Source organism: Raineyella sp. LH-20 (assembly GCF_033110965.1).
GTDB lineage: Bacteria > Actinomycetota > Actinomycetes > Propionibacteriales > Propionibacteriaceae > Raineyella.
Genome location: NZ_CP137003.1, coordinates 1,608,285 through 1,633,170, shown reverse-complemented (window position 1 = coordinate 1,633,170; position 24,886 = coordinate 1,608,285). Strand labels below are relative to the sequence as shown.

Annotated in this window: 25 protein-coding genes and 1 riboswitch; of the genes, 14 read left to right on the top strand and 11 right to left on the bottom strand. The window is 70.7% G+C overall.

Going from position 1 to position 24,886, the window contains the following annotated elements; all coding sequences use genetic code 11:
* Positions 1 to 64 precede the first annotated feature (64 nt).
* From ahpC to R0146_RS07120, 3 genes are all read right to left on the bottom strand, one after another.
* Positions 65 to 628: an alkyl hydroperoxide reductase subunit C gene (gene ahpC / locus R0146_RS07130; RefSeq protein ID WP_317692169.1), complete on the bottom strand. Its 564-nt coding sequence runs from the start codon at positions 626 to 628 to the stop codon at positions 65 to 67.
* 235 nt (positions 629 to 863) lie between these two features.
* Positions 864 to 1,529, bottom strand: a complete 666-nt coding sequence (locus tag R0146_RS07125; RefSeq protein ID WP_317692168.1) for an ABC transporter ATP-binding protein — start codon at positions 1,527 to 1,529, stop codon at positions 864 to 866.
* Between the two features lie 11 nt (positions 1,530 to 1,540).
* Positions 1,541 to 3,028, bottom strand: a complete 1,488-nt coding sequence (locus R0146_RS07120) for an ABC transporter permease (RefSeq protein ID WP_317692167.1) — start codon at positions 3,026 to 3,028, stop codon at positions 1,541 to 1,543.
* A gap of 286 nt (positions 3,029 to 3,314) precedes the next feature.
* On the opposite strand from R0146_RS07120, the gene R0146_RS07115 reads away from it, so the two are divergent.
* From R0146_RS07115 to R0146_RS07105, 3 genes are all read left to right on the top strand, one after another.
* Positions 3,315 to 3,773 (top strand): carboxymuconolactone decarboxylase family protein, encoded by a 459-nt coding sequence (locus R0146_RS07115; protein WP_317692166.1) that lies wholly within the window; start codon positions 3,315 to 3,317, stop codon positions 3,771 to 3,773.
* 1,007 nt (positions 3,774 to 4,780) lie between these two features.
* Positions 4,781 to 5,365 (top strand): TMEM165/GDT1 family protein, encoded by a 585-nt coding sequence (locus R0146_RS07110; RefSeq protein WP_317692165.1) that lies wholly within the window; start codon positions 4,781 to 4,783, stop codon positions 5,363 to 5,365.
* A 55-nt stretch (positions 5,366 to 5,420) separates the two neighbouring features.
* A complete protein-coding gene (locus R0146_RS07105) occupies positions 5,421 to 6,776 on the top strand; it encodes a D-arabinono-1,4-lactone oxidase (RefSeq protein ID WP_317692164.1) in 1,356 nt (451 codons plus the stop codon).
* Here R0146_RS07105 and R0146_RS07100 read toward each other — a convergent pair.
* On the bottom strand, positions 6,715 to 7,728 hold the full coding sequence (locus tag R0146_RS07100) for a rhomboid-like protein (RefSeq protein WP_317692163.1): 1,014 nt from the start codon (positions 7,726 to 7,728) through the stop codon (positions 6,715 to 6,717). The two genes, R0146_RS07105 and R0146_RS07100, sit on opposite strands and share 62 nt — an antisense overlap.
* 309 nt (positions 7,729 to 8,037) lie before the next feature.
* On the opposite strand from R0146_RS07100, the gene R0146_RS07095 reads away from it, so the two are divergent.
* Positions 8,038 to 8,331 carry a hypothetical protein gene (locus tag R0146_RS07095; protein WP_317692162.1) on the top strand — a complete coding sequence of 98 codons (294 nt, stop codon included), beginning with the start codon at positions 8,038 to 8,040 and terminating at the stop codon, positions 8,329 to 8,331.
* A 129-nt stretch (positions 8,332 to 8,460) separates the two neighbouring features.
* Positions 8,461 to 9,057 carry a GNAT family N-acetyltransferase gene (locus tag R0146_RS07090; protein ID WP_317692161.1) on the top strand — a complete coding sequence of 199 codons (597 nt, stop codon included), beginning with the start codon at positions 8,461 to 8,463 and terminating at the stop codon, positions 9,055 to 9,057.
* 113 nt (positions 9,058 to 9,170) lie between these two features.
* Here the strand turns inward: R0146_RS07090 and R0146_RS07085 are convergent, their stop codons facing one another.
* Both R0146_RS07085 and R0146_RS07080 read right to left on the bottom strand, forming a co-directional pair.
* Positions 9,171 to 10,241 (bottom strand): winged helix DNA-binding domain-containing protein, encoded by a 1,071-nt coding sequence (locus R0146_RS07085; RefSeq protein WP_317692160.1) that lies wholly within the window; start codon positions 10,239 to 10,241, stop codon positions 9,171 to 9,173.
* 80 nt (positions 10,242 to 10,321) lie between these two features.
* Positions 10,322 to 10,648, bottom strand: a complete 327-nt coding sequence (locus R0146_RS07080) for a GNAT family N-acetyltransferase (RefSeq protein WP_317692159.1) — start codon at positions 10,646 to 10,648, stop codon at positions 10,322 to 10,324.
* Positions 10,649 to 10,855: 207 nt separating this feature from the next.
* Here R0146_RS07080 and R0146_RS07075 point away from each other — a divergent pair, with 207 nt between their 5' ends.
* Both R0146_RS07075 and R0146_RS07070 read left to right on the top strand, forming a co-directional pair.
* Positions 10,856 to 11,605 (top strand): response regulator transcription factor, encoded by a 750-nt coding sequence (locus R0146_RS07075; RefSeq protein ID WP_317692158.1) that lies wholly within the window; start codon positions 10,856 to 10,858, stop codon positions 11,603 to 11,605.
* A complete protein-coding gene (locus tag R0146_RS07070; protein WP_317692157.1) occupies positions 11,605 to 13,218 on the top strand; it encodes a sensor histidine kinase in 1,614 nt (537 codons plus the stop codon). The genes R0146_RS07075 and R0146_RS07070 overlap by 1 nt, the downstream gene beginning before the upstream one ends.
* Positions 13,219 to 13,334: 116 nt before the next feature.
* On the opposite strand, the gene R0146_RS07065 is transcribed toward R0146_RS07070, so the two are convergent.
* A complete protein-coding gene (locus R0146_RS07065) occupies positions 13,335 to 13,766 on the bottom strand; it encodes a VOC family protein (RefSeq protein ID WP_317692156.1) in 432 nt (143 codons plus the stop codon).
* 147 nt (positions 13,767 to 13,913) lie between these two features.
* On the opposite strand from R0146_RS07065, the gene R0146_RS07060 reads away from it, so the two are divergent.
* From R0146_RS07060 to R0146_RS07045, 4 genes are all read left to right on the top strand, one after another.
* The gene (locus R0146_RS07060; protein WP_317692155.1) at positions 13,914 to 15,785 is read left to right on the top strand and encodes a penicillin-binding transpeptidase domain-containing protein; all 1,872 of its coding nucleotides are present in this window, start codon (positions 13,914 to 13,916) and stop codon (positions 15,783 to 15,785) included.
* A gap of 74 nt (positions 15,786 to 15,859) precedes the next feature.
* Positions 15,860 to 16,285, top strand: a complete 426-nt coding sequence (locus R0146_RS07055) for a VOC family protein (protein ID WP_317692154.1) — start codon at positions 15,860 to 15,862, stop codon at positions 16,283 to 16,285.
* Between the two features lie 46 nt (positions 16,286 to 16,331).
* A complete protein-coding gene (locus tag R0146_RS07050; RefSeq protein WP_317692153.1) occupies positions 16,332 to 16,760 on the top strand; it encodes a VOC family protein in 429 nt (142 codons plus the stop codon).
* A 93-nt stretch (positions 16,761 to 16,853) separates the two neighbouring features.
* The gene (locus R0146_RS07045; protein ID WP_317692152.1) at positions 16,854 to 18,116 is read left to right on the top strand and encodes a flavin monoamine oxidase family protein; all 1,263 of its coding nucleotides are present in this window, start codon (positions 16,854 to 16,856) and stop codon (positions 18,114 to 18,116) included.
* A gap of 54 nt (positions 18,117 to 18,170) precedes the next feature.
* On the opposite strand, the gene R0146_RS07040 is transcribed toward R0146_RS07045, so the two are convergent.
* The 4 genes from R0146_RS07040 to dnaK form a co-directional block, all read right to left on the bottom strand.
* Positions 18,171 to 18,599, bottom strand: coding sequence for a heat shock protein transcriptional repressor HspR (locus R0146_RS07040; RefSeq protein ID WP_317692151.1), 429 nt, complete (start codon positions 18,597 to 18,599; stop codon positions 18,171 to 18,173).
* Positions 18,599 to 19,750, bottom strand: a complete 1,152-nt coding sequence (dnaJ, locus tag R0146_RS07035) for a molecular chaperone DnaJ (protein WP_317692150.1) — start codon at positions 19,748 to 19,750, stop codon at positions 18,599 to 18,601. The genes R0146_RS07040 and dnaJ overlap by 1 nt, the downstream gene beginning before the upstream one ends.
* A gap of 185 nt (positions 19,751 to 19,935) precedes the next feature.
* Positions 19,936 to 20,625, bottom strand: coding sequence for a nucleotide exchange factor GrpE (locus R0146_RS07030; protein ID WP_317692149.1), 690 nt, complete (start codon positions 20,623 to 20,625; stop codon positions 19,936 to 19,938).
* The gene (gene dnaK, locus R0146_RS07025; RefSeq protein WP_317692148.1) at positions 20,622 to 22,481 is read right to left on the bottom strand and encodes a molecular chaperone DnaK; all 1,860 of its coding nucleotides are present in this window, start codon (positions 22,479 to 22,481) and stop codon (positions 20,622 to 20,624) included. The genes R0146_RS07030 and dnaK overlap by 4 nt, the downstream gene beginning before the upstream one ends.
* A gap of 329 nt (positions 22,482 to 22,810) precedes the next feature.
* Positions 22,811 to 22,873, top strand: a riboswitch (guanidine-III (ykkC-III) riboswitch).
* Between the two features lie 10 nt (positions 22,874 to 22,883).
* On the opposite strand from dnaK, the gene R0146_RS07020 reads away from it, so the two are divergent.
* From R0146_RS07020 to R0146_RS07010, 3 genes are all read left to right on the top strand, one after another.
* On the top strand, positions 22,884 to 23,198 hold the full coding sequence (locus R0146_RS07020; RefSeq protein WP_317692147.1) for a DMT family transporter: 315 nt from the start codon (positions 22,884 to 22,886) through the stop codon (positions 23,196 to 23,198).
* A gap of 2 nt (positions 23,199 to 23,200) precedes the next feature.
* Complete coding sequence (locus tag R0146_RS07015; protein ID WP_317692146.1) at positions 23,201 to 23,704, top strand: DMT family transporter; 504 nt, start codon at positions 23,201 to 23,203, stop codon at positions 23,702 to 23,704.
* Positions 23,705 to 23,857: 153 nt separating this feature from the next.
* The gene (locus R0146_RS07010; protein ID WP_317692145.1) at positions 23,858 to 24,883 is read left to right on the top strand and encodes a phosphotransferase enzyme family protein; all 1,026 of its coding nucleotides are present in this window, start codon (positions 23,858 to 23,860) and stop codon (positions 24,881 to 24,883) included.
* Positions 24,884 to 24,886: the final 3 nt, after the last annotated feature.

Genomic DNA, 24,886 nt, shown 5'->3' with positions numbered 1-24,886 from the left:
GTGGGTGCCCGGCCGGACCGGGCACCCACCACTCACCCTCGGCTGGTACTCAGATCGACGAGGATCAGATCTTGCCGACGAGGTCGATGCCGGGGGTGAGGGTGGCTTCGCCCTCTTCCCACTTGGCCGGGCAGACCTCACCCGGGTGGGCGGCGACGTACTGAGCGGCCTTGATCTTGCGGATCAGCTGGCCGGCCTCACGGCCGATGCCCTCGGCGGTCGTCTCGATGTACTGGATGGTGCCCTCGGGGTCGACGAGGAACGTCGCGCGGTCGGCCTGGCCGGCACCCGGACGCATGTTGTCGAAGTTGTTGGTGATGGTGCCGTTGGAGTCACCCAGCATGAAGTACTGGATCTTGCCGACCTCTTCCGACGAGTCGTGCCAGGCCTTGTGCACGAAGTGCGAGTCGGTGGACACGGAGAAGACCTCGACGCCCAGCTTCTGCAGCTCCTCGTAGTGGTCGGCCATGTCGCCGAGCTCGGTCGGGCAGACGAAGGTGAAGTCGGCCGGGTAGAAGAAGAAGACCGACCACTTGCCGGCGGTGTCCTTCTCGGAAACCTCGACGAACTTGCCCTGGTGGAAGGCCTGCGTGGTGAACGGCAGGATCTTGGTGTTCATGAGCGACATCGGGTGAACCCCTTTGAGTAGACGACTTGCTGACTGCAATACAGACCTTATATCGGTTGACCTGACTTCGATAGACGATTTCGATCGAACTTGTGCTATCGCGCCATAGGCTCCGTCTATCGCCGTGGCCCGGATCACACTGTTGGTTGCTCGGACCGCACCGTTGGTTCTCGGCCCACGCTGTTGCGTTCCGGAACGTCGGGCCCCGACGAGACCGGCGCCGCCGCGCCCGCGGTCAGCCCTCGGAGACCTCACCGGCCACGATCCGCAGCCGGCGCTGGGCGCGTGCCGCGACGGCTGAATCGTGGGTGACGATCACCATGGTCAGCTGGTTGTCGCGCCAGTAGGTCTCCAGGAGTTCCATGATCTCGTCCCGCATGGCTTCGTCCAGGTTGCCGGTCGGTTCGTCGGCGAGCAGCACCTTGGGGTCCTTGACCAGTGCCCGGGCGATCGCGACACGCTGCTGCTGCCCGCCGGACAGCTCGCCCGGCAGATGGTCCGCGCGACTGCCCAATCCCACCGCCTCGAGTGCCTCCTGGGCCCGTCGGCGCCGATCGGCCGCTGACACCCGCCCCGGGACGAGGGCGCACTCGACGTTCTCCCGGGCCGACAGGGTCGGGATCAGGTTGAACGCCTGGAAGACGAAGCCGATCTCGTCGGCGCGGACCTTGGTCAACGCCCCTTCCTTCATGGCGGCCAGGTCATCGCCCGCCATCGCCACCCGGCCGCCGGTGGGGCGGTCCAGTCCGCCGAGCATCTGCAACAGGGTCGACTTGCCTCCCCCGGTGGGTCCCTGGATGGCCACCATCTGACCGTCGGGGATCTCCAGGTCGACGTCCCTCAGCGCGACCACGGTCCGCTTGCCCTGGTAGGTCTTGTTGACGTGTGACAGCTGGTACATCGTTGTGCTCCTCAATCCATGCTTCGCAGGGCGACGGCGGGGCTCAATCGGGCCGCGCGTGATCCGCCGATCAGTCCGGCCAGCAGGCCGCCGATGACGGCCGCCGCGAGACCGAGGGCCAGCACGACCGGCTGGACCGGACTGTGCAGGATCACCTGGACCGCGTTGGCGGTGGTCCCGGCGGCCGCACCGACCGGCTGCCCGCCGGCGGCCGCCGCGCTCGCGATGCCACCGGGCATTCTCGGCATGCCGCCCCCGCCGCCGGGTCGGCCGAATCCGAGACCTGCCGATCCGGACAGGGTGATCCCGACGGTGTTGAGGATCTCGATGCTGCCGATGCCGAGCACGATGCCGACCAGTCCGCCGATCGCGGCACGTACGGCCGCCTCGCCGGTGATCTGCCCGATCACCCGGTTGTTCGACCAGCCGATGGCCTTCAGGGTGCCGAGCTCACGGGTGCGGCGGTTGACACCCGACAGGGTGAAGAGGATCGCCAGTAGGAAGGCGAGCACCAGGGTGGCCACGGAGACCCACTGGCCCAATCCCTCGGTCAGCTTCGCGGCGGAGGCCAGCGATCCGGAGACCGACGAGGCGAGGTCCGACTGGGTCGAGACGGTCGTCGAGGGCAGCGCCGCGCGCAGCGCGGCCGCAGCGGCGTCCACCTGGCTGGCGGAGGTGGCGCGTACGTAGATCTCGTTCACCTTGCCGGTCTCCCCCGAAGCGCTCTGGGCGAAGCCGAGTGGCAGGTAGATGTCCGACAGGGTGGTCGAGTCGGAGGAGGCGATCCCGACCACCTTGACCGTGCTGGTGCCGATGGTGATCGTGCTGTCGACGTTCAGGCTCTGTGTGCTGGCGTAGGTCGCGCTGATCACGGCGACGGCCTGGTCGTTGTCCGAGGCTGCGAGCGCTCGGCCCGAGGTGATGGTGGCCGAGGCCAGCGGGCCGAGCTCGGTCGAGGCCGGGTCGACACCCGACACCGAGGTCTGCTGGAAGCCGAAGCTGCCGCCGCCGAACCCGCCGCCGGGCGTCCCTCCCTGGGCGGTCCTCGAGCCCTGTGCCGGCACCGACGAGGTGCCGGTCGGCAGCTCACCGGAGAAGTTCATCAGGTTGAGGTTGAGCACGCCGGCCGCCGCGAACACCCCGGTGGCCCCGCGCGCCGTGTCGACCGTGGCGGCGTCGAGCGTCGAACTGCCTCGCGACGTCTCCAGCCGGCTGGACTGCAGCGAGGTGGTGCCGTTCTGGGTGGAGCCCTGGCCGCGGTCGAACTCGAACCGCTGGCCCGGGGTTGCGCCACTCCCGGGAGCAGCGACCTGGCGTACGGTGATGTCGGTCCCCACCCCGTACAGCGACTGGAGCACGTGGGACTGACCGCTGCGTATCCCCGCCGAGACACCGCTCAGGACGATCAGCAGCGCGGTGGCCACCGCCATCCCGAGCGCGATGATGATCGTTTCCTTGCGCCGTCGGGTCAATTCCCGACGGACCGTCAGACCGAACATGGTCCTCCTTACGAAGCCGGTAGTAGTGAATCGACGGTAGGAAGGACCGCTAGTGCGGTGATGTCACGGTTCTGTGCCGACGCTGTGCCGGAGGGTCGACCAGATCACATCGACAGCCGGGCTGGCCAGGTCACATCGATAGCCGGGTCGACCAGGTCACCTCGACAGCCGGGCCGGCCAGGTCACCTCGACAGCCGGGCCGGCCAGGTCACCTCGACAGCCGGGCCGGCCAGGTCACCTCGACAGCCGGGCCGGCCGGATCCGCGCCCCGACTACGCTGATCGGCATGGCGCGCTTCTACCTGGACAAGTCCGATCCCGCGAGCTGGGCCGCTGGCAACGCCTGGTCCGACACCATCCAGCGTGCGGTGCACGCGGCCGGCATCCAGTTGGCCGTGATCGAACTGATGAATCTGCGGATCTCACAGCTCAACGGCTGCGCCTACTGCCTCGACGTCCACGCCCGCAAGGCCGCCGGCGCCGGCATCACCGCCCAACAGCTCGCCGTGCTGTCCGCCTGGCGGGAGGCGGGCGAGTTGTTCACCGACTTCGAACGCGCCGCCCTGGCCATCGGCGAAGCGGCCACCCTGCTGCCCGACCCGGACGTACGCAAGGCCGAGTTGGCTCGCGCCCGTGACGTGCTGACCGATGAACAGTTCTCCGCGCTGCAGTGGTCGGCGATCAGGATGAACGTCTACAACCGTGTCTCGATCCTGAGCGAGCATCCGGTCCGGCCCCGGGAGTGACGTACGCCGCGTCGGCTGCCTGATCGGACACCCCCGATCGGACACCCCCCGACCAGACACCCACCGACCGGACACCCACTGACCGGGCCATCTGATCGAACCGGGCCATCTGATCGAACCGGGCCATCGGGCGACAACCCCAGGCCGGTCGCCGATACCTGCCACCGGGGCCACCCCGGCACGGTTCCTCACGTCGAGTTGGCCATGGGACCTCGCTGCGCGGCCTCCCTCACACACAAACGCTCAGCTCTTCACCTCGCCCGTACGTTTGTGCTGAATGACAGACACATCTGCACGGGCGAGAGGCAGAGGTCGTCGACGTCGTGGAGATACCGCGTTCACGGCGTGGAGCGGGTCGATCCGAAGGCCCTGGGTGACGTCGTTCTGCCGCAGACGCGCGGGTGTCTGCCAGCCGCCGCGCCTTCAGTCAGCCGTCGCCCTCGCAGACGCACGGGTGTCTGCCAGCCGCCGCGCCTTCAGTCAGCCGTCGCCCTCGCAGACGCGCGGGTGTCTGCCAGCCGCCGCGCCTTCAGTCAGCCGTCGCCCTCGCAGACGCGCGGGTGTCTGCCAGCCGCCGCGCCTTCAGTCAGCTGCGGCCTGCCGGCGGGCCGCAGCTGACTGAAACAGCCGCGGCTGGCAGAAGGGGCCGCATCTGCGGCGGGCCACACCAGGATTCCCGCCATGCCAAGGGACGCACCCAAGCCCAGCGGCTGACACCTTGTCGACAATCACGTCCGGGGTATTGCCACAGACGCACCCAAGCCCCTCGCGGGCCGACACACCCGATGATCGCCGACCCGATGTCGAGGATCCCGGCTCCGCGACGTAGTATTCCGGTCGAAAGGGAGTAGTCCCCAACAGTCGCGTCGACACACTGGCTCCTGCCCGGCGCGACCGGCCATCTCCGATGGCGGACGAGACTTTCGGCCGTTTGCCCCACCCATCGGAGGGACGGTCGGAGTCATCCCTTGCCCGGGTGCCTGCGGCCGCCCGGAGAGGACACCCCCGTGTACGCCCTGCTTCTCAGCATCGCCGTCATCTTCGTCGCCGAGCTCGGCGACAAGAGCCAGTTGATGGCGATGACCTTCGCCGCCCGTTACCGTCCCCGCGACGTGCTGATCGGCATCAGCATCGCGACCGCCGTGGTCCACCTGGTGTCGGTCGGGATCGGCTTCTTCGTCGGCGACGTGTTCGGTCAGTGGCAGGGCTCCATCGCGGTGGTGGCCGGCATCGCCTTCCTGATCTTCGCCGTGTGGACGCTGCGCGGCGACGAACTCACCGATGCCGAGGCCGACAAGGCCCGTAACGCGAAGGGCTTCTCGCTGGTCGCCGTCGGCACCGCCTTCTTCCTCGCCGAACTCGGTGACAAGACCATGCTCGCCACCATCACCCTGGCCACCCAGGAGAACTGGTTCTGGACCTGGATCGGGTCGACCGTCGGCATGGTCGCCGCCGATGCCCTGGCCATCCTGGTCGGCTTCATCCTCAAGCGGAAGCTTCCCGAGAAGGCGATCAAGTACGGCGCCGCCGCCTTGTTCGTGCTCTTCGGCCTGCTGTTGATCGGCGAGGGCACCGGCGTCCTCGGCGCCTGAACCGCACGATGGCGAACCGCCTGCCGGCCGACGTGCCGGATGGCATGATGCTGCGGTGACGACGCCCGCCGACCTGCCGACCCGCAACTGGTGCGGGACCTCGATCCTCGCCCTGCCGGAGCATTCGTACGCCGTGCAGGGTGCCGGCGGTCTCGCCGCCCTGCTGGCCACCCACCCGGAGGCCCGGGTGCAGCTGCTGGGCTCGCGGTTCAGCTACCCGACGCTGATCGACGGCACCGACGGCCTCGCCGTCCACCTGCGCAGCATCGGCCCGCGGATCCTCCGGCTGGACCGGGATTCGGTGACCGTGACGGCCGACTGCACCCTCGGCGAGGTCTGGGAACACGTCCGCGAGTGGGGCCTGACCCTGCCGGTCTGCCCGCCGGTGATCACCGAGCAGACGGTGGCCGGGGCGCTCGGCACCGGCACGCATGCCCAGGGTCTGGGCGAGGGGCTGCTGGCCGACGCCGTCCTCGCGCTGACGTACGTGGCGGCCGACGGCACCGAGCACACGGTGACCGCCGAGGACGACGAGTTCGGGGCGTTCCTGCTGCACCTCGGCGGTCTCGGCGCGCTCACCACGGTGACCCTGGCCGTCCGCCCCAACGCCCGCTACCACTGCACCAAATACACGACCTCCGGCACGGAGCTGCGCGACGGCTTCACGGCCTGGAACCACCGCTCGGCCCACGTGAAGGCCTGGTGGTGGGTCGAGGAGGATCGCGTCCACGTCTGGGAGGTACGCCCGCTGGCGCCGTACGGCACATCGACTCACCCGGACTGCCACTCGACCACCCCGCACACCGACCTCAACCCTCTCCTCGAGGCGACCCAGGCCCGGCTCGGCGACGACACCGGCGACCACGACAACGATGCCGCCCCGCAGCGTACGGTCGGGCGGTTCTTCGACTACTCCGACACCACCGGCGACCTGGTCGAGATCTTCCGCAACGGCATCCCGGCTCCGCAGATCAACATGGAGGTGGGCGTCCCGCTGGACCGGTTCGACGCCGCAGCGGCCGACCTGCACCGAGTGATCGCCGCCTCGCCGTTCCGGATGCACTACCCGGTCATCCTGCGCCCCACCGGTCCGTCGCGGGCCTGGTTGTCGTCGGCGTACGCGCGGGAGGTGGTCTGGTTCGGTTTCGTGGTCTACCAGCGCCCGGACGGCTCGGTCCCGGACGGCTCGGTCACCCTGCTGCGCGACATCCAGCGGGTCCTCGCCGCCCACGGCGGCCTGCCGCACTGGGGCAAGTACTTCGACGCCGACCTGTTCGACCTCACCACGCTGCCGCGCTTCGAGGAGTTCCGTACGGTGCGGGCCCGGCTGGATCCGCAGGGCCGGTTCCTCAGCCCTCGGCTCGCCGAGGTGCTGGGACCTGAACCGGCGCGTTCCGCAACGGCCGGCTGACCTCGGAGTCCAGCACCGTACGGGCGTCGGGCCGCACGGTCGGGCGAGAGCCGGAGCCCACCGCTGCTCCGGGACGGGGATCCACCGCCGGCCCCGGGCCGGAGGCCGTCGTCGGTCCGGGGGCACTGAGACCCGGAGGGCGCGGAAGCCCCCGACTGCGCGGGCCCTGGACGGCGCGGTCGCCCCGGACGACCCGGACTGCGCGGGCGAACCGTACGCCGACCGCCTCCAGCCCGCTCACCGGCCAGCCGGTCGCCGCGGGCCGTCGGAGGAACACCGGTCCGATCGCGAAGCCGATGGCGGCCGCGAGGGCATGTCCTGACGCGGTGAATCCGGGCGCGGTGAACACTCCCTGCACCACGTACGCCAGGACGACCCCGGCCCAGCCGAGGCGCCATCGGCCGCGCAGACCGTACGTGCCCACCGCGGCGAGGCAGAAGAACGCATAGCTCGCGCCGACATCGATGGTGTTCGCGACGGTCGCGGGGACCCGCCCAGAACTGACCCCGATCGAGAGCAGCACGGCGACGATCAGGGTCGCCCCGATGTGGCCGGCCCAGAAGACCACCAGCCAGGCACGGGTGCCGAGCCAGTGTTCGACGGGTGCGGCGACCAGGGTGAACAGCACCAGCCAGCCGATCATCTCGGTCGGGGTGGCCCAGAAGGCACTGCGCACCAGCACGGTCATCGGCTGGGACTGCAGCTGGTGCAGGTTGGTGCTCATGTCGCGCAGCAGCGCGGTGGTGAGCCGGTTGCCCGTGCCGGCCAGGATCCAGGTGGTCACCCCGAGGACGGCCAGCGTGACGAAAGTGGCCGGCGCGGTGCGTACGTAACGGCCGATCGCCGGTCCCCGGCGCAGCCACACGGCGTGCAGCCGTCGGGTGCCGGGCCAGTCACGGCCCACGGCGAAGGTCACCAGACCGATGACCAGGGCGACGACGAGCGTGACCACGAGCGCTCCCGGATGCTGACAGGACGGAACGCCTCCATCGTGCTCACTGCGACCAAGCGTCCGATGAGGGATCCACGTGCGGACGCTGTGCGACGGGCGGGGGGCCGCCGGATCAGGCACCGCAGCACGTCGGCGCGGGACTGCGCCGGCGCGGAGGGGAGGATCCCCCAGGGCACCCGGAGCAGGTCGTCGCCGAGCACCCAGAAGTCCCCGATCCACCGCTCCGACAGGACCGCTGAGCCGTGGCACGGCCTAGCCTTGAACCAACGCAGCCGGTCCGCCCGGCAGGACGATCACGGGAGCACTGACATGGGATTCAACTTCGACGAGGCCAAGAAGAAGCTCAACCTGGACGAGACGCTCGACAAGGTGGCCAAAGTCGTCAAGGAGACCGTCGACCAGATCGACGACGTCATCGAGAAGGGCCGCGAGACCCTGAGCGAGAAGCTGGAGAAGCACGAGGGTGACGAGCCGACCTCGCCGGCCGAAACCACGACCGAGGAGGCCCCCGCCGCGGACACACCCGAGCAGGCCGCCGGGTCCGCCGCTCCCGACGAGACCACCCCGTCCGACCAGCCGAAGCCGGGCGACTTCACCATCTGACCCCCACCATCTGACCGCCACCCTCCGACCTCCCCTTCTCCCTCCGACCGATCCGGCGGGCGACATCATCCGGTGTCGCCCGCCGGACCTCGTCACGGCCCACCTGGGGCCCGGGCCTACCATCGGCCCATGGCTCCCGTGGTCCGTGACGACGTCACCCCCCTTGATTCCTCAGCTGCCCCGGGCACGTCCGGGCCGGTGGTCATCCGCGACGCCGTCCCCTCCGACGCGGCGGCCTGTGCCGCGATCTACGCCCCCTATGTCGACGGCACCACCATCACGTTCGAGGAGGTCGCACCGTCCGCCGAGGAGATGGCCGGCCGGATGGCGAAGGCTGCCGAGCACTGGGTCTGGCTCGTCGCCGAGGTCGACGGCCAGGTGCTGGGCTACGCGTACGCCGGGCGCTTCAAGGAGCGGGTCGCCTTCCGCTGGTCGTGCGAGACCAGCGTCTATCTGGCCGCCGGCACCCGCGGACAGGGCATCGGCTCGCGCCTCTACAGCACCCTGCTCGACCGGCTGACGCAACGCGGCTACCGGACCGCCGTCGCGGTGATCACCCAGCCCAACGACGCCAGCATGGCGCTGCACCGGGCGTTCGGCTTCACCCAGGTCGCCCTGCTCCCGTCGATCGGGTTCAAGCACGGCGCCTGGCGGGACGTGGTGTGGCTGGTCCGGCCGCTCGGCGACGGCCCGGTCGCCGGCCAGGCCCCGTCCGAACCGCACTGATTCCCGGCGCACACCGCTCGGCAGACGCACCGGACCACCCTCGGGACGCCGTGCCACACGGAACGCCGTACGGTGCGGGGGGCGGCGGCGACATCGGCAGCCGTCGCCCTCGCTCAGGAGTCCAGCTCCAGCGGCCGACCTTCGAAGTCCGCAAGGCGCTGCGCCTCGGCCAGGATGGCCGCCCGCTGGTCGGACGACACCGACGGGCTGAGGTCGAGGGTGACCCGAGTCGTCGCTCCGGTGGCCCGTCGCTGCCAGAGCCCGACCTCCGCCAGATCGCAGATCACCACTCCGCCGCCGACCCGGGCGTACGTCGGCGGCTGATTGCCCTTGGGGTGGCCGGGGACCCGTTCCCACGAGGGCGCCAGGTAACTCAGGGTGGCCTCGTCGAAGGTCGGCAGCAGGTGTGCCCGCCGCGGCCGGGTCTCCGCCACCTCCGCGGCCGGATCCCACCACAGCTCCACCCCCTCCACCGTCGCCGAGGACAGACCCAGCTCCCCGAGCGCGGCCCGCACCTCGGCTTGGGTGACCGCCGCCCAGCGAGTGAGTTCCCGGACGCTCGCCGGACCGTGGCCGGCGAAGAACCGTGCGGCGAGCTCGCGCACCAGATCCTCGCGCGGCCGCTCCGGCGTGGCAGGGACGAGACCGTCCATCAACACGTACGTGTGCTGACCGTCTGCCGACGGACCGGACACGATCAGTTCGCGCAGCTCGGCCACCATCAGCAGGTGTCCCACCACCTGGCCCTGCTCCGGAAAGCCGGTGGTCGGCAGCAGCGGGTGCAGCTGCCGGCGGGTCGACGGTCCCTGCTCGGTGAGCACCCCGCGCAGCACCGCGAACGCCTCGTCCAGCACCGGCTCGGTGATCCGCAGTTGGCGGTGCCGTGCCCCCATCGACCGCTCGATCCGGGCGGCGCTGACCGCCAACAGCCAGCGCAGGTCCTCGGGACGTACGTAGTGCCAGGTGGGGCGCAGCACGTGGGTGCGGACCAGCCGCCCCTGGTCCACCGCGCGGGCGACGACATCGTCATCGACGGCCGACCGCATCCCGATCGACCAGCGCGCCATCGGGGCGTCCTGCGCCTGGACGGCGAGCGCCTCGCCGACGACCCGCACCGGATCGACAGGGTCCGCGGTCAGCCGTTGGGTGGCCAGGCGCTGGGTCAGCAGGCTCGTACGATCCACCCGGCTCTCCCTCCCGGAAAGGCTCCGTCCCCGACGGCTCCACAGGCGCCGTTCCCCTCGACCCACCCCCGTCGGATGGGTCAGTCCTGCTCGACCTGCTCCTGCTCGCCGCGGCTGTGGCCCTTGTAGAGCAGGTCCAGATAGTCGGGATGACGATGCATCCAGCCGTTGATGAACGGGCAGATGGCCAGCACCTCCCGATCCCCCTCGGCTCGTACGTCGTTGAGCGCGGTCTCCGCCAGGGCCGAGCCCACCCCCTTGCCCTCGAAGGCAGGCAGGGTCTCGGTGTGGCTGAAGACGATCAGGTTCGTGGCGAGCTGGAACTCCGCGAACCCCGCGAGCGCGCCGTCGACGCGGGCCTCGTAGCGCCCTTCGGCATCGTTGCGGGTGACAGTGACCTCGGTCATGCGCCACATCCTAGCCACCGGCTCCGACACCACTCCGGCGTCGGCGACGACCATGACCTCACAGCACCGGCACAGGCTGCGTACGCCCCCGACACACCATCCGCAGGTGCCATGGTGGACGGCCACTGTCCGCATCGCCGGCCGGGGCCGGAACCTAGACTGGCATCACCACCCGCCGCCGTACGCGGCCCGATCGTTGGGGACGGCATGAGCACACACCACAACTTCGCCGCACTCGCCGACGCGCTGCCGACGCTGAGTCATCCCGACGGCTCACCGATCCGGGCCCTGGTCGTCGATGACGAGGCGGTCCTGGCCGACCTCGTCGCGATGGGTCTGCGGATGTGCCAGTGGGACGTCCGGGTCTCCCACGACGGCTACGACGCGGTCGAGCAGGCCCGGACGTACGCCCCCGACGTCCTCGTCCTCGACTGGATGCTGCCGGGCCTGGAGGGTGACCAGGTGCTGGCCCGGATCCGGCAGCACTTCCCCGACGTCCCCTGCCTGTTCCTCACCGCGAAGGACAGCGTCGAGGACCGGATCACCGGCCTGGTCCGCGGCGGCGACGACTACGTCACCAAGCCGTTCGCGATCGAGGAAGTGCTGCTGCGGCTGCACCGGCTGGTGGAGCGGTCCGGAGCCGCAGCCCAGGACGCGGCCGAACTGGTCGTCGGCGACCTGACGATGAACGTGGAGACCCGCGAGGTGACCCGCGGCGGGGACGACATCGACCTGACCGCGACCCAGTTCGAGTTGCTGCGCTACCTGATGGAGAACCCCAAGGTGGTGCTCACTCGCGGCCAGATCCTCGACAACGTCTGGCACTACGACTTCGCCGGCCAGGCGAACATCGTCGAGCTCTACATCTCCTACCTCCGCAAGAAGATCGACGCCGGCCGCGAGCCGATGATCCACACCGTCCGGGGCGTCGGCTACGTGTTGAAGCCCGCGGTGTGATGGCGGCTGACCCGACCCTCACCGCCGGCCCGTCCGGCTCCTCCCCCGTGCCCACCCCGGCCGCCGTCCGGCACCCCGGCGTACGCCCCGCCCCCCGGCGCCGACTCAGCCTGACGACCCGGTTGGTCGCCGTCATCCTGGTGATCATGGCCGCCGTGCTCGGTGCCTTCGGTGCCGCCACCGTCGCGGTGATGCACCGCAACCTCGCCCAGCGGCTCGACTCCGACGTCCAGCAGGCGGCGCTGCGCTCCCTGACGTACGCGCGGACGAACGACCGCGACGACGAGCACGACCGCAACCCGATCGACGCCCCCGGCCAACCGACCCGGGTGCTCACCCTGGTCCGGGACCCCTCCGGTGCGATCGCGGCGTTCTACCGCGTTCCGGACGGCTCCGCCACCGCCCTGCGGGTGGCCGACGTGCAGACCATCGCCGACGCCGGGCTGCTCACGGCGGGCGCGGGGACGCTGCGGCAGAGCGATGCCGAGAACGACTCCCATCAGGCCGGCCTGCAGACCGTACGTCTCTCGATCGGTGAGTACCGGATGCTGCCGATCACTGTGGTCGACCCGTCGACCGGGGCCGCCCAGGTGGTGGTGACCGGTCTGCCGACGTCCACCGTCGACGGGCCGGTGGCCCTGCTCACCGTCACCGAGCTGATCGGCGGCGCCTCGGCGCTGGCGCTGGCCGGCCTGGTCGCCGCACTGGCCATCACCCGTTCCCTACGGCCGCTGGCACGGATCTCGACAGTGGCGACCGAGGTCGCGGCGATGCCGCTGGAGACCGGCCCCGTCGATCTCAGCGGGCGCCGGGTGCCCGCCGACCTGGCCGAGCCCGGCACCGAGGTGGGCAATGTCGGCCACGCCCTCAACCTGCTCATCGACAACGTCGACGAGGCGCTCGCCGCCCGCTCCCGCACCGAGCGCCAGCTCCGCGCGTTCGTCGCCGATGCCTCCCACGAGTTGCGTACGCCGCTCGCCGCGGTCCGCGGCTACACCGACATCCTGCGGCTCACCGAGGACCTCAGTCCCGAGGGGCGTACGTCGCTGGGCCGGGTGGAGTCGCAGGCGGACCGGATGACGGCCCTGGTCGAGGACCTGCTGATGCTGGCCCGGCTCGACGAGGGACGTACGCCCACGTTCGTCGACCTCGACCTCAGCGAACTCGCCGTCGAGGCCGTCCTCGACGCCACCGCGGCGGGCCCCGACCACACCTTCACCTGCGACGTCCCCGACGACGCGATGACCGTGCACGGCGACGGCCGCCAGCTGTCCCAGGTGCTGGCCAATCTGCTCTCCAACGCCCGCAAGCACACCCCGGCGGGCAGCACGGTCCGCACCGTCGTCCGTCGTGGCGGGGACGGCTTCGTCGAGGCGACGGTGACCGACGACGGGCGGGGCATCGCCGCGGACTTCCTGCCGCACCTGTTCGACCGTTTCGCCCGCGGGGACAGCTCCCGCAAGTCGACCGAGGGCAGCACCGGGCTCGGCCTGGCGATCGTCCGCGCCGTCGTCGAGGCGCACGGCGGCACGGTCGGGTGCACCTCCCGGCCCGGGGAGACGGTGTTCACCGTACGGCTCCCTCCGGCCGGCAGCCTCGCCGTCAGGCCCTGAGACCCGGTGCCCGGCCTGAGGCCCGGCACCAGCCCGGCCCTGAGGCCCGCCGCCGGGTCGTTGAGCAGTCACTCCCCCTCCGTGAGCCGTCACACCGGCCCGTCACGCCAGGGTGGTCACTCCCTGATCCGTTCGGCCGTGAGCCCCTTGGCGTACGCCGTCGCGTGCCGCGGCTGGTAGAGCAGCATGTCCTCGGCGCCCGGCACCTGGAGGGTCACCGCCAGGCCCCAGCCCAGGTCCTGCGCCTCACCGAGGAACACCGCGCCGCGCCCTTCGAGCTCGGCCATGGTGTCGGCGAGGTCGTCACACATCAAGGCGATGCTGTGGTGCTGCGGCGACTCGTAGGTCAGCCTCTCGTTCTCGGCGCGGGTCGGGTGCACGGCGAGCTCGCAGGGCCCGGCCGCGAAGATCAGCCAGTCGTCCGCCGAGGCCTCCTCCGGCTCGGCACCGCGGGCGGACACCGACTCCAGCAACAGCACGTCGCGCAGGAAGGTCCGCGTCGCTGCGGCGTCGTCGGAGTAGATGAGCAGGTGCATCGCCGTGATCATGGGCTCATCGTGCCCGCTCGCGATGAGCCGCGCCAGAGAACGGCACAGGCTCGCCCCGTTCTGCGAATGTGAGACGCATCACACCACCGACTCGATTCAGCACTGCACCCGTTGACCCTGAGCCGCGGAGTGGCGAAGACTGCAGAAGTGACTCGCGGCGGAACCCGACATCTGACGATCCCTCTTCTCGCGGTGATCCTGGTGGCCGCCACCGCCGGCTGCGCACCCCTCGGCCGGTTCGGGCTGAACACGCAGGTCACCGCCCTCGTCCAGGGCCTGACCCGCGGATCGATGGCCGGCCTGCGGACGTCCAACGGCGTCGACGCGAACGCCGACCTGGCCGCGCTGACCAGTGGGATGGACGGGATCAGGCCGCAGGTCACCCCCGGCGCGGCCATCGTCGACGGGTCGAAAGCGTCCGTCCCGCTCAGTTACGACTGGGTGTTCCCGGCCGGCACCTGGCACTACACGGCCACCGCCACCTACTCCCGCACCACCGAGGGCTGGGCGCTGGACTGGACGGCGACCACCCTGCACCCCGCGCTCACCGAGGACACGCGACTGGTCCACCAGCGGACGACGGCCGACCGCGGCCAGATCCTCGGTGCCGACGGGACCCCCCTGGTCAAGGACCGCGACGTGTTCATCCTCGGGCTGGACAAGTCGACCATCGGCAGCGAGCAGGTCGACGCGTCGGCGAAGGCCATCGCCACGGCGCTGGACATCGACCAGCAGGGCTATCTCGACCGGGTCCACGCCGCCGGGCCGATCGCCTTCGTCGAGGCGCTGACCATCCGGGCCGACCAGGCCCAGGTGCCCAGCGCCTTCCTCAACGCGCCCGGGGCGCGGATCCAGAAGGACACCCGCCCACTGGCTCCGACCGCCACCTTCGCCCAGGGTCTGTTGGGCACCGTCGGCGCCGCCGACGCGAAGACCGCGCAGGCATCCGGCGGGAAGGTGCTCGAGGGCGACACCGTGGGTGTCAGCGGCCTCCAGCAGCGCTTCGACGACCAACTGCGCGGCACCCCGGGCGATCGGGTCATCGTCGTGCCGCGGAGCCTCCCTGCCGGCCGGGCCGCCAACCCGCCGACGCTGTTCTCGGCGACCCCTACCGCCGGGGCTGCGCTCCGCACCACCCTCGACCAGGCACGACAGACCCGGGCCGAGCAGGCACTCGCCTCGGTCAAGGGTTCGGCGGCCCTCGTCGCCGTCGACACCTCCAGCGGTGCGATCCTCGCCGCGGCCACCTCGACGGCCGACGGCGCGAACCCGACAGCGACGTACGGCCGGGTCGCCCCCGGCTCGACCTTCAAGGTGGTCACCTCCCTGGCGCTGCTCCGTGCGGGCCTCACCCCCGACAGTCCGGTCACCTGCAGCCCCACCCTGACCGTCGACGGACGGACCTTCACCAACTACTCCGATCTGCCCACCAGCGCACTCGGGCCGACCACACTGCGCAAGGCCGTGGCCAATTCCTGCAACACCGCAGTGATCAGCCAGCACGACAGGATCACCCCGCAACAACTCGCCGAGGCAGCCGCCAGCCTGGGCCTCGGGAAGGACTACGACGCCGGTTTCCCCGCCTTCTACGGCTCCGTCCCGCCGCCGGCGAACACCGTCGGCGGCGCTGAGGCGATGATCGGGCAGGGGCTGATCGAAGCTTCTCCGATGGCGATGGCCGGGGTCGCCGCCTCGGTGGCCAGCGGGCACACGGTCATCCCCCACCTGGTCGCCTCCCAGCAGCCCACCCCCGCCGCGGCCCCGCTCACCCCGCAGGAGGCGACCCAGCTGCAGTCGATCATGCAGGCCGTGGTGGCCGAGGGGACCGGCTCCGGGATGCGGGGCACGCTCACCGGCGCGAAGACAGGCACCGCCGAGTACGGCACCGCCACGCCACCGAAGACACACGCCTGGATGATCGGTTACCGTGACGGCATCGCGGTGGCCGTCTACGTCGGGGACGGGCCGTCCGGGTCGGCCAGCGCCGGCCCGCTCATGAAGGCCTTCTTCGGCTCCTGACCCACATCCAGCCCACAGGCGCGCAATACGATGACGTATCGTTCGGCCGGAAAGGGTGGCCTAAGCTGGTGGACATGACGTCGGCCTGCCTGTGCTCGATCACCCTCGGGGTCCGCGACCGCGCCCGTTCCCAGGCCTTCTATCGTGCGGTCGGCTTCCGACCGTTGGCCGAGGACGAGCTGGGTGCCATCCTGGTCCGCGACGGCGTCCACCTGGTCCTCCGCAACTGGGCCGCCCTCGCCCAGGACACCGGCGTGGCGCCCGAAGCCAGTGGGTTCCGCGGCAGCCACCTGACGCTCTACTTCAGCGACAAGGCCGCGGTCGACGCGACGTACGGCACCTGGATCGCCGCCGGGGCGATCGGCGTCCGCCAGCCGAGCACCAGGTCCTGGGGCGGATACGCCGGCATCGCGGCCGACCCTGACGGTCACCTGTCGGGGATGTGTTTCGCACCCCGCCTCCAGACGGCGCTGGCCTTTCCCGAGGAGCAGCACACGTGATCCCTCGCCGCCGCCCCCGATGGGCCGCCGGAGCTACGGTGATCGCATGAAACCGCACCTGTCGATCGTGACGCTCGGGGTGAAGGACCTGGAGCGGTCGGCGCAGTTCTACGAGGCTGTCGGTTTCGAAGCGCACCGCCGGTCGCCGGAGGTGGTCTACTTCCAGACCCTCGGGCCGATCCTGGCGCTGACGAGCTGGGACGCTCTCGCCGGCAACGCCCAGCTGTCCCCCTGCGGCGCCGGGTTCCGCGGGCAGCGTCTGATGTCCAACTTCCGCACTGCCGCGCAGGTCCGCGAGGCGTACGAGGAGTGGCTGGCGGCGGGAGGCTACTCCGTCCGCCCGCCGGCCGACCGCGAGTGGGGTGGCTACACCGCCGTCGTCGCCGACCTCGACGCCCATCTGTGGGAGTTCATCTACACCCCCCACGAGGATTTCGTGCGGTTCAACAAGTTCGGGCAGCTCGAGCTGAGCTGATCGGCGTTGATCGACGCCCCGTCCGGCACCGGCCGGGCAGCACACATGTCGAGTGACCGGGCCCGCTGAGGGACCCGGGCAGGAGGTGATCGCGTGGATGCCGATGTCATCGTGATCGGGGCCGGAGTGGCCGGTCTGCGCTGCGCCCGGGCGCTGGAGGACGCCGGACTGCAGGTCCTCACCGTGGACGCCGGGCAGACCGTCGGCGGCAGGATCCGATCGTCGCGGATCGACGGCTTCACCTGCGACTGGGGGCTGATGACGGTCAACCCGCAGATGCCAGCGGTGCGCCGATGGGTGGATCTGGCCCGGCTCGACCTGCGTCTCCCGTTGGCCGCTCTCCTGGTGCGCCGCACCGACGGACCGCAGCTGGTCGGCGACCCGCGTCGGGTCCCTCGGCTGCTGCCGTCGATGGTCCGCAGCCGGATGATCTCGGCGACCGACCTCACCGCCCTCGTCCGTTGGTCGTCCAGCGGACTGGTCGGCGGACGGGTGCTCGACTCCGACAACGACACCACCCTGGTGGCTTCCCTGGACGAGTTCACGGTGCGTGGCGCACTGCGCGAGGAACTGCTGCTGCCGGTGCTCTCTGCCATGCTCGCCGACAGCAGCGGGACGACCTCGGCTGCGTACGCCAAGTGGGTGCTGCACTCGATCCTGGCCGGCACCCCCGGACTGCCGGCCGACGGCATGCAAGCGCTACCGGAACTGCTCGCCTCACAGCTGCGCGCACCGGTCCGGCTGGAGATGCACGCCTCGGCCGTGCTGGAGACCGGCGGCGGCGTGGAGGTGCACACCTGGGGTGACACCCTGCGGGCCCGCAAGGCGGTGGTGGCGGTGAGCCCGGAGGCGGTCAACCAGCTGCTCCCGGTGCGCCGCCCGCGGATGCAGGGCGTCGCCACTTGGTGGTTCCGGGCCCCGGCGGCACCGTTCCCGCTGCCGGTCTTCGCCCTCGACGGGCGCGGGCCCATCGGGCCGGTGTGGACGGCGGTCGAGGTGACCAGCTTCGCCCCCTCGTACGCTCCGCCGAACTGCCATCTGGTGGCCGCGAAGACGTTGCTCGACCGGTTCGACGGGCGGGCCAGCGCCCGGGTCGTCCGCCGTCACCTGTCCGCGATCTACGGTGTGCCGACCGACGACTGGGAGGTGGTCGCGCACTTCGAGCTGCCGAACGCGATCCCGACGCACCGGCCGCCGCTGTCGGACCGCCAGCAGGTGCGGATCTGGGACGACGTGTACGTCGCCGGCGACCACCGCAAGACCGGCTCGATCCACGGAGCGATGGTGTCCGGCCAGCGCGCCGCGGAGGCGGTGCTGGCCGACCTCGGCATCACCGGGACGCACCGCCAGGGGTGATCAGCCCGATCACACCGATCGCACCGATCGCACCGATCGCGGCACTCGCGGCGGTCAGCGCACGGTCAGGGCGCGGGGCGGACGACCCACCGAGGAGCCCATCCGTACGCTGCCCGACGGATCGGCGGTGAAGAACCGGGACCCGGCAGGGGCGGCCAGCGCCTCCCGGAGCCGTTCCTCCAGGGCCTGCACCTGGCCCTGCAGCTCATCGACCAGATCCTGCATCTGGAGGATCCGGCGGATCCCCTCCAGGTTGATCCCCTCGACCTGGCTGAGGTGTTGGATCAACCGCAGCCGCTCGACATCACGGGGCGAGTAGCGCCGCCCCCGCCCGGACGTACGCCGTGGGGACACCAGGCCCAGGCGGTCGTACGTCCGCAGCGTCTGCGGGTGCATGCCGGCGAGTCGGGCCGCGACGGAGATGGCGAAGATCGGCGCATCCCGGTCGATCCGTTCCGGGAGCCGGCTCGACTCGGCGGCCATCAGGGCTCCCGGGCGAAGAGGGCCACCCGCGGGTCGGTCTCGCCGGCCTCGTCGGCGTAGATCAGCAGGGCGTTGCGGGCCTTGTCGGTGAGGTGCGCCGGGACGGTCACCTCGATGGTCACCAGCAGGTCACCCTTCGAGCCGTCCTTGCGGACCACGCCCCGGCCGCGGACCCGGAACGTACGACCGTTCGGCGTCCCGGCGGGGATCCGCAGCCGGACGTGCTGCCCGTGCAGCGTCGGCACCTCGATCTCGGCGCCCAGCGCCGCCTCGGTGAAGGTCACCGGTGCGGTGATGGTGAGGTTGGTGCCGCTGCGGCCGAAGAGCTTGTGCGGGGTGACGTGGACGTCCACGTAGAGGTCGCCGGGGCCGCCGCCGTGCTCGCCCTGGGAGCCCTTGCCCTTGAGCCGGATCCGTTGGCCGTCCTCGACGCCGGCGGGGATCCGCACCTGCATGGTCCGGGTCGACCGGCCGCGTCCGGAACCGCCGCAGACCGGGCACGGGTCGTCGACGATCAGGCCGCGGCCGTGGCAGTCCTGGCACGGCTCGGTCACCTGGAACACGCCGCCGGAGGTGGCCGTACGCATCCCGGAGCCCTGGCAGGTCGGGCAGACCCGCGGCACCGTGCCGGACTTGGCGCCGGTGCCGGAGCAGGCCTGGCAGGGGGCGTCGGAGACCATCTGCATGGAGACGGTGGTGCCCTCGACCGACTGGTCGAAGTCGATCGTCACGTCGCCCTCGACGTCGGCGCCGCGGCGGGGACTGCGGCTGGTGGCCCGCCGGACCCCGCCGGACCCGCCGAACAGGCCGCCGAGCAGGTCGGAGAACTCCCCCGCGCCGGAGGAGGCGCCGCGGAACAGGTCGTCGACGTTCGGCGTCGCCTGGCCCTGGCCGCGGTTGAACCGGAAGCCACCGCCGAACAGGCTGCGCTGCTGGTCGTACTCCTTGCGCTTCTTGGGGTCGGAGAGCACGTCGTTCGCTTCCGAGACGGCCTTGAACCGCTCGGCCTTGTCGGCGTTGCCGGGGTTGGCGTCGGGGTGGTTCTCGCGCGCCAGCTTGCGGAAGGCCTTCTTGATGTCGTCCTGGGTGGCGTCCTTCGAGACGCCCAGGACCTTGTAGTAGTCCTTCTCGAGCCAGTCCTTCGTGCTCACCGGCGCGGCCTCTCATCCGTGGTGTGGGTGGTGTGGAGTGTTCGTCGTGCCACGCTGCAGCGGGCGGTTCCGCCCTGCGGCGCTGCGTCGTTCAGGAATCGGCGGGCGGTCGGGCGAGGGATCGGCGGTCCGGACGAACACTCCGGGACCGGACCGCCGATCCCTCTGCCACCCGTGGTGACGGCTCAGGCCCCGGTGACGGCCACCCGGGCCGGCCGCAGCACGCGCTCGCCGATCCGGTAGCCGGGCTGCAGCACCGCGACAACGGTCGGCCCGTCGACCTCGGTGCCCTCCGGCGCCGGCTGGTGCATCAGCGCCTCGTGGACCTGCGGGTCGAAGGCCTCGCCGGCAACGCCGTACGCCTCGAGACCATGCTTGGCAGCGACCTTCTCGATCTCCTCGGCGACAGCCTTGAAGCCACCGGTGAGGTCCTCGTGGGCGCGGGCCGCACGCAGGTCGTCGAGGACGGCCAGCAGGTCACCCAGCACCGACTCGATCCCGTTCTGTCGGGACACGTCCCGGTCCCGGTCGACCCGGCGCTTGTAGTTGACGTACTCGGCCTGCAGGCGCTGCAGGTCCTCGGTGCGTTCGCGCACCTGCGACTCCAGCTCCACCACCCGGACGTCCTCCACGAGTTCGCTCGCGTCGTCGGGCACCACGAACTCGCCGGGCACCTCACCCTCCTCGGATTCGCTGTCGGCCTCGTCGGCCGTCACGGGCTCGTCGACCGGTCGGCCCGGCTCCCCGGCGGCCTGCTCGGCCGCCGGGGTCGGGACGCGACGTTCGTACGTCTCGGGATCGAAACGACGCTTGTCGGAGATGTGCAGGCCCTCCTGCTCCTCCGGCTCGCCGTTCACGCTCTCGGGATCGGTCACTTCTTGTCCTTGTCGTTCTCGTCGTCGACGATCTCGGCGTCGACCACGTCGTCGTCCTGGGCGGAGGAACCGGCCCCCTCGGACGAGGCGGCCTGCTGCTCCTGCGCGGCCTGGGCCTGGGCTGCGGCGTACATCGCCTGGCCCATCGCGGCGGAGGTGGTGTTGAGCTTCTCCATGCCGGCCTTGATCGCGTCGATGTCCTCGCCCTCGAGCGCGGTCTTCAGCTCCTTCAGCGCCTCGTCGACCGGAGCCTTGGTGTCCTCGCCGATCTTGTCGGCGTTGTCCTTGAGCAGCTTCTCGGTGCGGAAGACCAGGGCCTCGGCCTCGTTGCGGGTGTCGACCTCTTCACGACGCTTGCGGTCCTCCTCGGCGTGCGCCTCGGCCTGCTTGACCATGTCGTTGATCTCGTCCTTGCCGAGCGCCGAGCCGCCGGTGACGGTCATCGACTGCTCCTTGCCGGTCGCCATGTCCTTGGCGTTGACGTGGACGATGCCGTTGGCGTCGATGTCGAAGGTGACCTCGATCTGCGGCACGCCGCGCGGGGCGGGCATCAGACCGGTCAGCTCGAAGTTGCCGAGCGACTTGTTGTCGCGGGCGAACTCGCGCTCGCCCTGGTACACCTGGATCATCACCGACGGCTGGTTGTCCTCGGCCGTGGTGAACACCTCGGAGCGCTTGGTCGGGATGGTGGTGTTGCGCTCGATGATCTTCGTCATCACGCCGCCCTTGGTCTCGATGCCCAGGCTCAGCGGGGTGACGTCGAGCAGCAGGACGTCCTTGACCTCACCCTTCAGCACACCGGCCTGCAGGGAGGCACCCAGCGCGACGACCTCGTCGGGGTTGACCGACTTGTTCGGCTCCTTGCCGCCGGTCAGCTCCTTGACCAGGTCGACGACGGCGGGCATCCGGGTGGAGCCACCGACCAGGATGACCTGGTCGATCTTGGCGACCGGGATGCTGGCGTCCTGGAGCACCGAGTTGAACGGGGCGCGGCAGCGGTCGAGCAGGTCCAGGGTCATCTTCTGGAACTCGGCGCGGGACAGCTTCTCCTCGAGGTGCAGCGGCCCGGACTCGCCCAGCGTGATGTAAGGCAGGTTGATCGAGGTCTCGGACGCGGCGGACAGCTCGATCTTCGCCTTCTCGGCGGCCTCCTGGAGGCGCTGGCGGGCGATCTTGTCCTGGCCGAGGTCGACGCCGTTCTTGTTCTTGAACTGCTTGATCATCCACTCGACGACCCGATTGTCCCAGTCGTCACCGCCGAGGCGGTTGTCACCCTTGGTGGCCTTGACCTCGAACACGCCGTCGGAGATGTCCAGCAGGGAGACGTCGAAGGTGCCACCGCCGAGGTCGAAGACCAGCACGGTCTGCTCCTGGTCGGCCTTGTCCAGGCCGTACGCCAGGGCGGCGGCGGTGGGCTCGTTGATGATCCGGTCGACGGTCAGACCGGCGATCTCACCGGCCTCCTTGGTGGCCTGGCGCTCGGCGTCGGAGAAGTAGGCGGGGACGGTGATCACGGCGTTGGTGACCGTCTCACCCAGGTACGCCTCGGCGTCCCGCTTCAGCTTCTGCAGCACGAACGCGGAGATCTGCTGCGGCTTGTAGGTCTTGTCGTCGATCTTCGTCGTCCAGGTGGTGCCCATGTGGCGCTTCACCGAGCGGATCGTACGGTCGACGTTGGTGACGGCCTGGCGCTTGGCGACCTCACCGACCAGGACCTCGCCGCTCTTGGAGAAGGCGACGACGGACGGGGTCGTACGGGCACCCTCGGCGTTCGGGATGACCGTCGGCTCGCCGCCCTCGAGGACGGCGACGACAGAGTTGGTGGTGCCGAGGTCGATGCCTACTGCACGAGCCATGTGATGTACCTCCGTGTGTTGTCCGAGTGGTGCCGGTGCCCGGTGCCGACGGCACCGGTCCACGCGGACCAGGAACTGCTGTTGAGTTGAGTCTAACCGGCTCAAGGTCGACCTTGAGCCGCATCCACTCAACCATGCCCCGCGGGGGTGTATTCCCACCATGGGGGACTTCCCTGAAGTTCCGGTCCGTCCGGGCGCCCGATCGCCCGGGGCCCTCGGCGGCCGGACCCTCAGCGGCCGAGCCCTCAGCGGCCGAGCCCTCGGGCGGGCCGGTCAGCCCGGCAACCTCGATCACCCGGTCACCCCGGCGGAGCTTGCTAGGATCGTCGACGGAGCCTCACCCGGGCTCGCGGACGAGGGAGCAGTACCCGCACGGACAAGACTGACTCGGACAGGTCTGTCATGGCGTGGTTGATTCTCGTCGCGGCCGGAGTGATGGAGGCGGTGTGGGCCAGCGCGCTGGATGCCTCCGGTGGCTTCCGCCGACCGGCGCCCACCGTCGTCTTCGTGGTCTCCCTCGCCGTCAGCATGGCCGGCCTCGCCGTCGCGATGGCCGATCTCCCAGCGGGCACCTGCTACGCCGTCTGGGTGGGGATCGGTGCGACCCTCACCGTGCTGCGCGGCGTCGTCACCGGGGCTGAACGGCTCACCGTCGCTCGTACGCTCCTGCTGGTGCTGCTGATCGGGTCGGTCGCCGGCCTGAAGGTGGTGAGCTGACGATGGCCTGGGTCACCCTGCTGGTCAGCGCCGTGCTCGAGGCCGTCTGGGCGACCGCCCTCGGCCGGTCGGACGGGCTCTCCCGACCGGTGCCCGGCATCGTCTTCGGTCTGGCGCTGATCGCCAGCATGGTCGGCCTGAGCCGCGCCACCCGCCAGATCCCGATCGGCACGGCGTACGCCGTCTGGGTGGGGGTCGGCACGGCGCTGACCGTCGGGTGGGCGATGGCCACCGGCGCTGAACCGGTCTCCGGGTGGCGACTGTTGTTCCTCGGCGGCATCGTGGCGGCGGCGACCGGCCTGAAGCTCGTGCCGGGAGTCCCCCGACGGCCGAAGGTCACGCCCGAGGCAGGCTCGGCCGACGTTCCGGCCGCCGACGTCCCGATCGACGGAGCGGCGCCTCGGACGACCCGGACGGAAAGCACGGAGACGACCGCCGAGACCGAGACCGACACCGACACCGACACCGACACCGGCCGTACGGTCCGCGACGTTTCAGCGCGGTGACGCCGGCCGGCTGACCGGGGGCCTCCCGGGGGCGGCAGCGAACAGTCGTGTTCCGGTCCTGTGAACACCCCCGTCCTGGCTGGGGCGACGCCTGCTCGATCGGCCAAGATCGTCACATCCCGACCCGGGCTGACGACAGGAGGAGGACCTACGATGGTCGACACCGCACCCCTTCCCGACCTGATCGCAGAGCGCCGGCTGTCCCGGCAGGTCGCCGCCCGGGCGGCCGCCGCACACGGCTTCGGCAGCGCCGCGACGATCGACCTGCTCCAGGTGTCGGAGAACGCCACCTTCCTGGTCACCGAACGCTGCTCGTACGGCGAGCGGTCGGCGGTGATCCGCGTGCACCGCGCCGACAACCGGGACCGTGAGGCGATCGAATCGGAATTGGTCTGGCTCGACGTCCTGCACGACCGGGGCATCCTCGCGGCGGCACATCCCCTCCCCACCCCCACCGGCGAGCGGGTGCTGGCGTTCCCGGTCGGCGGCACGGTCCGCCACGCCGTGGCGTTCGCGACGATCGCCGGCACCACCACCGACGAGACCCTGCTGCGGACCGCCGATGTCCGACGGCTCGGCCGGATCGCCGCGACGCTGCACGAGAGCGTGCGGCACATCCACCGCCCCATCTCCCGGTTCTCCTGGGACTGGGAGCACACTCTCGGCGCCGCGGCCCGATGGGGCCGGTGGGAGGACGGGCCGGGGATGCGCCCCGAGCTGGTCGCCGACATCGCTCCGGCGGTCCGGCTGCTGGAGAATCGGCTGGCGGTGTACGGCCGCGACCCGCGCCGGTTCGGGCTGATCCACGCCGATCTTCGGGTGGCCAACCTGGTCGGTGACGGCGAGACGTACACGGTCGTCGATTTCGATGACTGCGGCTTCGGCTGGTTCATGTACGACTTCGCCGCCGCGATGTCCTTCATGGAGACCGATCCGCGGTTGTGCACCTGGCAGGACGCCTGGACCGCCGGCTATCGCGAGGTGCGCCCGTTGTCCCGCAAGGACGAGGTGATGCTGCCGAGCTTCGTGATGATGCGCCGGCTGATGCTGCAGGCCTGGCTGGGCAGCCACCCCGACGCCGCGGAAACCGTCCGGCTCGGCGACACGTACGCCGAGGGCACCGCGGAGCTGGCCCGGATCTACCTGGCCAACGCCGGCCGTCTGTTCGCCGCGGCCTGACCC